The organism is Peribacillus sp. P4_C12 (assembly GCF_056402095.1).
Genome location: NZ_JBFUIB010000137.1, coordinates 1 through 8711 on the forward strand (window position 1 = coordinate 1; position 8711 = coordinate 8711).

The window sequence follows — 8711 nt, forward strand, 5'->3', positions numbered from 1 at the left end:
TGATTGGACTTATCTTCAAGTTCTCTTCGTTCAGAAATACTTCAGCCTACTCCTTAATTACACCAATAACAGGTATCGTTGGATTCACCTGCTTTTAACCATGTCACCATTTTCCTCCATAATCACAATTAAGAATTTCGTTGTATCTTCTTCTCCAGAGCAAAAGGCTTTACCTGTTCCGAAATCATAAGAATGTCAATATCATCATTTTTCTAAAACAGCTCAATAACCTTTACCCCCCTAAATCATTTTCATATTAATAGCATTTCTTTCTAGAAGACGGCTAAATGTTAATAGTTTAAAACCTTCTAACGTTTCCGTTTCCATTTCCATCTACAATCCCTTTTTTTATTCAATGTCCATTTAATGAATAATCATTTCGACTTGCACTTTTTATATTATTTTAAATATTTTGATAATTTAGGACAAAAAATAAAAGATACATTCCTTTATTTTTTATTTTTTTCAACTGCTTCATAAAACCTTCTTTTACCACTTTCAATATGGTCTTCTAACACTGCTTTTGCAAGATTAATTTTCCCTACTTTTATAGCCTTCCAAAGCATTTTATGCTCCTCATACGATTGCTTTACACTTTCAGGAGTTTCTAAAACTAACTTTTGTAAGGTTATCAATGGTGTTCCCAAACGAGAAAAAATATTTTTATAAACCTCATTCCCTGATAAAGACAAGACTTTATAGTGAAAATCATTATTTAGTTGTGCATAAACTTCCATATTTGCAGTAGCCATATCACTAATTATTTGATCAATTTCATTTACCTGATCCTCTTGTAATGGATATTTAAGGCGGCTTAGTGACATGTTTTCTAGAGATCCTCTGACTTCAAATAAATCACAGAGATCCTGTCTGTTGTATTTTTTTACAAATGAACCCCTTTTGGGAATTCTCTCGATCATCCCTTCATTTTCTAATATATAAAGTGCTTCTCGAACTGGACCTCGACTAGTACCAAAACTATTCGCGTATCGCTCTTCAATTACTTTTTCCCCGGATTCCAAAACGTTATTTATAATATCAGTAACGATTTGACTTGCAATAATTTTTGGAAGATGCTTATCGACCTCCATAATAATACACCTCTTTTACAAATAACTTTAAGCGAATGCTCAAAAAGGAGGAAAAAAGCGAATCAATGAAGAGATTCACAATACTAGGGTCAGTTTCCTAGAAATAACTTCGCGATAAGAAAAATCTTTTTTCTTTTTGCGGAACTTTTCCTGACCTTTTTGAACAACCACTTAAGAATGATATAATGTCTTTGAGTATATTATATGTTATCGCTAAATTCCCTTCAACAAATTGTTAACAATTTATACTTATTTTCCAATAATCTAGTATGCGTTTAAGATTGAAACCTTATTTTTCAAAGGATTTTGTGTTAATCAGTTTTTCTAATCACATTTTTTGTTAACTATTTTATTTATTTTATTAATGGATTAGAAGGGAAATTGACTCAAAAGTAATTTCCTTCAATTCGATATTTGCTAGAATATAAAAATTATCTTTAAAAGGTAAATTTTATATAAACCGGAAGTTAAGGGGGATTTTTCTTGAAAGTTTTTGCATTAGTTGGAAAAAGCGGTACCGGAAAGAGCACTTCTGTTCTTCAATATACCCATAAAAAAGGGATTCCTGCCTTTATTGACGATGGTCTTTTAATTGTTAAAGGCCGGAAAATTGCAGGAACTTCTGCAAAATACGAAAAAAATTATATTAAGGCGGTTAAGCGAGCTATATTTCATTACGATGAGCATCAAGAAGAAGTAATAAAAGCTATTCATAGAGCTTCGATTGATAAAATTTTAATAGTAGGTACTTCAATCAAAATGGTTGATTTAATTGCCCAAAAATTAAAATTAGGGAAAATTGACCAATATACTGATGTATCTGATATCCGTTCCAGTAAGGAAATTAAAATGGCACTCTTTGTACGAAAGACAGAAGAAAAACATGTCATACCGATCCCATATATTCAAATCGAACCTAGCATGGTTARAAAGATAATCTTAAAGGGTAAGAAAATCTTTTCTAATCAAAAAATATATATTGGTGAAACAACAATTATTCAGCCAAACTTTAACAAAGGTACTATCTTCATATCTGAAACTGCCTTAAAAGATATTACAATTTTCAGTTGCAAAAACTTAGTCGAGGTGTCAAAAGTTAGCAACATTAGATATAATTTCTCCAATGTCCCTAAACTACAAATACAGGTCGAACTCGTTTCCTCGATTGATCAAAATATTATAAAAATGATCGAAATGATTCAAGAGAAAATCACCTTTATTCTCCTTTCTGTCTTGGAAATTGAGCTAGATTCAATCGATGTTTATATTTCTAGTCTTACTTTAGAAAAAGATTAATAGAAAAGAGGATGAAAATATGAAGTGACTCGTTAACCTCACTCTTCATTAATCATCCTCTTTCACATTATGGAATTAACAGAACTTTCCCTACACTATTCCTACTCTCAATCCATTTATGTGCTTCTGCTGCCTCGTTTAATTTAAATTTTTTACTTATGACTATTTTTAATTCCTTGTTTTCAATTAATTTCAATACATCTGAAACTGGTTGAGCTAATGCTTCTGGCCGTGCCTTTAACTGGGTTCCTAAACTATATCCTAATACGGAACGGCATGTTTTATGGAGATCGTTGGTTTTGACTACACCTGATTCTCCTAATGAGCTTCCAAAACAGACAATTCTTCCGAAAGGAGCAAGATATTTCATACTTTCTTCAAAAATCTTCCCCCCAATTGAATCGAGAATAACGTCAGCACCTTGTCCATTTGTTAATTCAAGAATTCTTTGCTCCATGCTTTCTGTATTGTAATTAAGCACAGCATCTGCACCTGCGCTTTTAGCTGTTGCAATTTTTTCATCACTTCCCACTGTTCCAATTATCATCTTTGCACCTAATACTTTTGCAATTTGTATTGCAGTTGTACCTATTCCACCAGAGGCAGAATGAATAACAACGATTTCTCCCTTTTTTACATTCGCAGATTGTGACAGTAGATTATATGAAGTTACTGAAACAACTGGGCATGCTGCTGCAATATCAAAGCTAACATTACCAGGAATGACATAGGTTAGTTTATCATCAGCCACACAATATTCTGAATAAGAACCGTTGGCTGGAAAGGCAATTACCMGATCCCCCACCTTTACATTTTTCACTGAATTACCTACAGATTCTACTATCCCAGCTACATCTAATCCTGGTATAAAAGGCGGGTTGCCTTTTCCATGATACTTACCTAATCTTGCTTTTATATCAGCAAAGTTAACACTCACTGCGGCAACTTGTATTAGAACTTGATTTGGAGCTATGAGAGGCACAGTTGTTTCTATTACTTCTAATTTCTCTGGACCTCCAAATCGATTAACATAAATGGCTTTCATCAGATTATCACTCCCTTTTTTATCTGGGGAGAAGAAAAATATTTTCAACAAGATTATAATTTCCAGCAAGGCGACCAACTGGTTGTAATTTTCCTATATTGACCTTCCCATCACAATATAAATCGTCAATAATATGATATTGAACAAGTCTGCCAATTACGAGATGATCTGATCCAAGTTCGATAATTTTCTCTAATCGACATTCCATTTTTATATCTGCTTCCATTATTAATGGAGATTTTACTATCTTACTTTCCATTGGTGTTACATTTACACTCTTAAACTCATCAACCTCAGGTTGAAAATTACCAGAACTTAAATGCATCTGATTTGCAACCTTATTGGACACTACATTGATGACAAAATCTTTTTCACTACGTATATTTGTCAACGTATCCTTTTCTGTTCCACTTCTTTCACCGACACCTGGACCTATTGAAATGCCGAGCATTGGCGGGTTTCGCGAAACAACATTGTAAAAACTGAAAGGTGCTAAATTATATACTCCATTTCTACTAACCGTAGAAACCCAAGCAATCGGTCTTGGGACAACTGAACCAATGAGCAATTTATATATTTCCTTAGATGTTAGCGTCTCCGGGTCTATTAACATCTTTATCCTCCTAGGCTTCCATAAAGGATACTTTTTTCATCTATTTTTCTATTAGACTAGCTTTTTCTGGAGCTGTAATATTTAATTCAGCAAAGCGTGAGATTTCTTCATCACTATAACCTAACTCTTCCAAAATCCCGGTCGTATGTTCCCCTAATTGAGGTGGCACAGTTTTAACCTCCCCTGGTGTTCTTGAAAATTTAACTGGAATTCCTAACATTTTAATAGGCCCAAGTGTTGGGTGCTCCCTCTCAATTATCATTTCGCGTTCATACATATGTTTATCATTTAGAATGTCTGAAAACTTATTTACTGGACCGCACGGAATTTTCACTGATTCAAATAATGCTATCCACTCATTAATTGTTTTGTTCTGAAACACTTTATTTAAGAGAGGAATAAGTATCTCTCGGTTTTCCACCCTCTTTGAATTGGTTACAAACCTTTGATCTTTTATGGATTGTAAATCCATCACCTCAACAAATCTATCCCATAAACCATCGTTCCCAACAGCAAGAATGAAGTATCCATCAGATGCTTCAAATACTTGATAAGGGACAATATTTGGATGAGCATCTCCCAGTGGTTCTGGATTTTTTCCTGTCGCAAAATAATTGCCTGCTAAATAAGTTTGCCACGAAACAACGGTATCCAGTAGGGATGTGTCTACCCACTGACCTTCGCCAGAATGATTGCGTTCATGCAAAGCTGCTAAAATGCCAAAAGCTGCCCACATTCCAGTACCGACATCCGCCATGGAAAATCCTGCTTTCACAGGTCTTTTCCCGAGTTCTCCTGTTACTGACATTAACCCGCCCATACCTTGGGCTAAAACATCATATCCTGGTTTCTGTGAATATGTACCAGTTTGACCGAATCCGGAAATTGAAGCTAAAATAATTCCTGGATTATGCTCTTTAAGTACCTCGTAACCTATACCAAGTCTCGTTAAAGTACCTGGACGGAAATTCTCAACTACAACATCAGCATTTTTAACTAACTTTAAAAAAATTTCTTTCCCTGTTTCTTCTTTTAAATTGAGTACCATGCTTTTTTTATTTCGATTAACGCTTAAAAAATAAGCGCTTTCATTTAGTAAAAAAGGGGGACCCCACTCTCTTGTATCGTCACCTTTTGGGGACTCTATTTTGATTACTTCTGCACCTAGGTCAGCAAGTGTCATTGTACAGTATGGACCACTCAAAATACGGGTTAAATCTACTATTTTAATTCCTTTTAGTGGTTGCATATATTATCGTCTCCTTTGAAAGTTGGGTTTTCTTTTTTCTACAAAAGATCGAACACCTTCTGGAAAGTCAATAGGGTCAACGCTGGATTGAATGCCCGTTTCCCATGGAATGGAAATAGTCGGATAATTATAAGCAACTGACCGTTTTACAGCTAAAAGGGAGGCTTGTGACTGCTCCAAGATCCTTTTGCCAAGATTTATAATGAAATGATTAATATCTTCTTCATCATCTAGAAGATAATTGATTAGGCCCAATTGATAGCACTCTGTTGGATTTAATAAACGACCCGTATAAACTAGATCCATTGTTCTACTTTTTCCGATCATGTCGGCTATTCTTTTCGCAAATGGTTGGTTCAAAGTAATCCCTAGTCTTGCAACAGGAATTCCCATTAGTGTGTGTGGCGTGCCAATTCGTATGTCACATGYTAAGGCCAATTCAAAACCGGCACCTAACGCAGGACCATTTATGGCGCCTATTGTAGGTAATGGTATTTTTTCAAAAGTAGAAATGGCTTCTTCCATTAATCGAAATGCCTCATTTGCCTCAGCAATTGTTAACTCATTAAATTGTTTAATATCGGAGCCAGCAGAGAAATGAGTTTTACTTCCACGTAATATTACGACTTTATTTTTTGGATTTTGAGTTATCATTTTCCCCATCTCTGCTAAATCTTTCCACATTCGATTTGTCAGTGCATTTTTTAATTCTGGTCGGTGTATGGTCACTATCGCAAATCCGCCGCTTTCTTGTAAGGTAATTTTCCCATTCGTTTCAGTTCGGTTAATCGTAACTTTCATGCTGAATTCACCCCTTTAATAAATTTGAATTAGATGACGCCTTTACTTGCTCTTTTATAAAATTATCATATACCGAAACTAAAATAGTATATTGTCGACAATCGTTTATTGTGAATGATTACATCCTAATATACTTTTAATGTAAATTCAACTAATAATTATTAATTTATATAATTTTCTGACTATTTATTTTCAGGCTTATTACGTGTATTTTCAATTTTGTCGATAACATTGGTTGTATTTACTTCTAAAAAGAGTGGCAATCTTCACCCTTTTTCTCATTTCAATTGACTTAGTTTGATGACTATATTTTGCTTTTTAAAAAAAATTTTTAAATGAGTAGGATTTTCCCAAAAAGTTTACTTCGATTTTTCTAAAAGTTCTGGTATTGTATACATTAATAAAAGTTCAAAACTCATGTCCAGGTTAAGGAGGACAAATAATGGTTGATAACAACATTTTTGATAATAACTCACTATCTAGGCTGATAGCCGAGAAAATAACTGAAGAAATTATTACTGGGAAACTTAAAGCAGGAGACAAATTAATAGAAGCTAATTATGCTGAAGAATTTGGGACAAGCAGAGCCCCAATAAGAGAAGCTTTTTATTTATTAGCAATCGATGGTTTAGTTGAACGGATCCCAAGAAAAGGTTCCGTTGTAAAGGGCTACTCAGAAAGAGATATTATTGATCTGTTAGAAATAAGAATGATGCTCGAAAGCCTGGCAATAGAGAGGATTGCAGAACTCGATACACCTGAATCATCTCTAATTCATATGGAACAGCTTGTTAATAAGATGGATCTGGTTGATGGTGACCGTTTGGAATACGCGATGTTGAATCAAAAGTTCCACTTGGGGATTATCGAAATGAGTAAAAGTGATATTATCGCCAATATGTATTCGAGATTAGGACTACCGCTACTATCATTGCAACGACTTTCTTTTGAATGGGTAGAGAATATTAATAAATCACTTAAAGAACACCATATTATTTTAAATCATTTACGTAAAAAACAATTTGATGATGCAAAAAAAGTTTTAATAAAGCATAACCAAAAAGTCTTTAACCCTAGAGGTAAATCACAACCTAGCATTAAAGGCTTTAATAATTAGATTTTCCCTTAACAATCCATGCAGAACAAAGGTCAAGTTGATCTTACCAATTCCAATTATTGAAGCTGAAACGGGTGTTTTCAATGAATGTAGTTATTGAATGTGCATGTGGTATGAATGTTGATGAGGACTGTATTACTGTATGAACTATGACACTAGAAGAAAAGCACGTTGAAAAACAAAATTATAAAACCATATTCCATAGTTTCCTACCTAAAAACACTTTCCCTTGTTTTTTCAACATGAAAACTTAGCAATTGAAAAAAGTGAAAAAGCCTATCTCTACGATCAGGCTTATTTGCCTTTCCCAAAATGCGGTTTATTCTTTCAAATACATAGGGTACAAAAACCAACTTCTGGTTTAACAAAACTTCTTGAATTTACACCCTCCTATTATGGATTAAGGGAATTTAATAAAATTGATAAAAAAAACATTGACAGAAAATTCTAATTTCATTAGAATTACAAGCATCAGCATAATTTTGTCGACAATCGCCATTAGTTTTTTAAACTAAGGAAAGGAGGTTAAAGAAATGAAACTACTCTACAATTGGTTTAACAGAAATTAAACGTGTCTTGTATTATGCAATTACTCTTGATGATATTAATAAATTGTTGACAATTACTCTTCATTTGAAAAAAACTCAAAAAAATAATTCCCTAATAAGGTTATTTATTGGCATTCATATTTTTTCTATTTGAAAGCGTTTTCAGACTTGTGAATCAAAGTTTTAAATTTTTATAGAGTATTTTTCTTATGTGTCTGTTACAGTGCGAGCCTACCTCTAAGACGCTAGCAATTGGATTTGTTCAGCACATTTGATCAGGTCACACATGAGCAATTTATTAAACTTAGGGGGTCATTTTATGAGCATAGAAATCGGAGCTATTATATTACTTTTACTTATGTTTATCATTGGAGCTATTCTCCCAATAAACATCGGTATTATCGGTTTTGTTGCAGCTTTTATCATGGGTGTGTTAGTCAGTGGGCTAAGCGTTGACGAGATCTTTAGTGCATTTCCTGCAGATCTATTCGTCCTACTTGCAGGAGTCACATTCTTATTTGCAATTGTCCAAAAAAATGGAACCATCGACTTAATTAGTAGATGGGGGCTCCTTTTGGTTAAAGGTAACACCGGCTTAATTCCATGGGTTATGTTCGCCCTGGGTGCTATTTTGACCAGTATCGGTACATCTGCCATTGCTTCTGCTTCTATCTTAAGTCCAATTGCGTTACGAGTTGCCTTTCAATACAAGATTAATCCTCTTATGATGGGATTAATGCTACTTATAGGGGTGACTGCGGGTGGTTTCTCACCACTTCATCTTTTTGGTGTGATTGTGAACGGTATGATGGATTCACAAAACCTCCCACATTCACCAGGTTTGCTTTTCTTAAACACCTTTATCTTATGTGTATTCGTTGCGATTATAGTATTCATTCTTTTTGGAGGACTTCGGTTTTTTAGGAAAGATTCTGTTCACCTGTATACAGC

The 8711-nt window shown here is 34.1% G+C and carries 9 protein-coding genes; 4 read left to right on the plus strand and 5 right to left on the minus strand.

Annotated elements, in window-relative coordinates; genetic code table 11:
- Window positions 1-190, plus strand: a 190-nt coding sequence (locus AC1DUW_RS16020; protein WP_477642946.1) for a hypothetical protein, incomplete at its 5' end; no start/stop codon positions are given.
- Window positions 191-449: 259 nt separating this feature from the next.
- Here AC1DUW_RS16020 and AC1DUW_RS16025 read toward each other — a convergent pair.
- On the minus strand, window positions 450-1091 hold the full coding sequence (locus AC1DUW_RS16025; RefSeq protein WP_053345608.1) for a GntR family transcriptional regulator: 642 nt from the start codon (window positions 1089-1091) through the stop codon (window positions 450-452).
- 483 nt (window positions 1092-1574) lie between these two features.
- On the opposite strand from AC1DUW_RS16025, the gene AC1DUW_RS16030 reads away from it, so the two are divergent.
- Window positions 1575-2387, plus strand: a complete 813-nt coding sequence (locus AC1DUW_RS16030; RefSeq protein WP_477642947.1) for a hypothetical protein — start codon at window positions 1575-1577, stop codon at window positions 2385-2387.
- Window positions 2388-2454: 67 nt separating this feature from the next.
- Here AC1DUW_RS16030 and AC1DUW_RS16035 read toward each other — a convergent pair whose 3' ends face one another.
- From AC1DUW_RS16035 to AC1DUW_RS16050, 4 genes are read right to left on the minus strand one after another with little or no spacing between them, the layout of a single operon-like run.
- The gene (locus AC1DUW_RS16035) at window positions 2455-3432 is read right to left on the minus strand and encodes a quinone oxidoreductase family protein (protein ID WP_477642948.1); all 978 of its coding nucleotides are present in this window, start codon (window positions 3430-3432) and stop codon (window positions 2455-2457) included.
- Window positions 3433-3451: 19 nt separating this feature from the next.
- Window positions 3452-4045: a flavin reductase family protein gene (locus tag AC1DUW_RS16040; protein WP_053345606.1), complete on the minus strand. Its 594-nt coding sequence runs from the start codon at window positions 4043-4045 to the stop codon at window positions 3452-3454.
- 40 nt (window positions 4046-4085) lie between these two features.
- A complete protein-coding gene (locus AC1DUW_RS16045) occupies window positions 4086-5294 on the minus strand; it encodes a CaiB/BaiF CoA transferase family protein (protein WP_053345605.1) in 1209 nt (402 codons plus the stop codon).
- Window positions 5295-5297: 3 nt separating this feature from the next.
- Window positions 5298-6095, minus strand: coding sequence for an enoyl-CoA hydratase/isomerase family protein (locus tag AC1DUW_RS16050; RefSeq protein ID WP_477642949.1), 798 nt, complete (start codon window positions 6093-6095; stop codon window positions 5298-5300).
- A 442-nt stretch (window positions 6096-6537) separates the two neighbouring features.
- Here AC1DUW_RS16050 and AC1DUW_RS16055 point away from each other — a divergent pair, with 442 nt between their 5' ends.
- Window positions 6538-7212: a GntR family transcriptional regulator gene (locus AC1DUW_RS16055; RefSeq protein ID WP_053345603.1), complete on the plus strand. Its 675-nt coding sequence runs from the start codon at window positions 6538-6540 to the stop codon at window positions 7210-7212.
- Between the two features lie 867 nt (window positions 7213-8079).
- The coding region (locus AC1DUW_RS16060) for an SLC13 family permease (RefSeq protein ID WP_477642950.1) at window positions 8080-8711 on the plus strand (632 nt) is incomplete at its 3' end.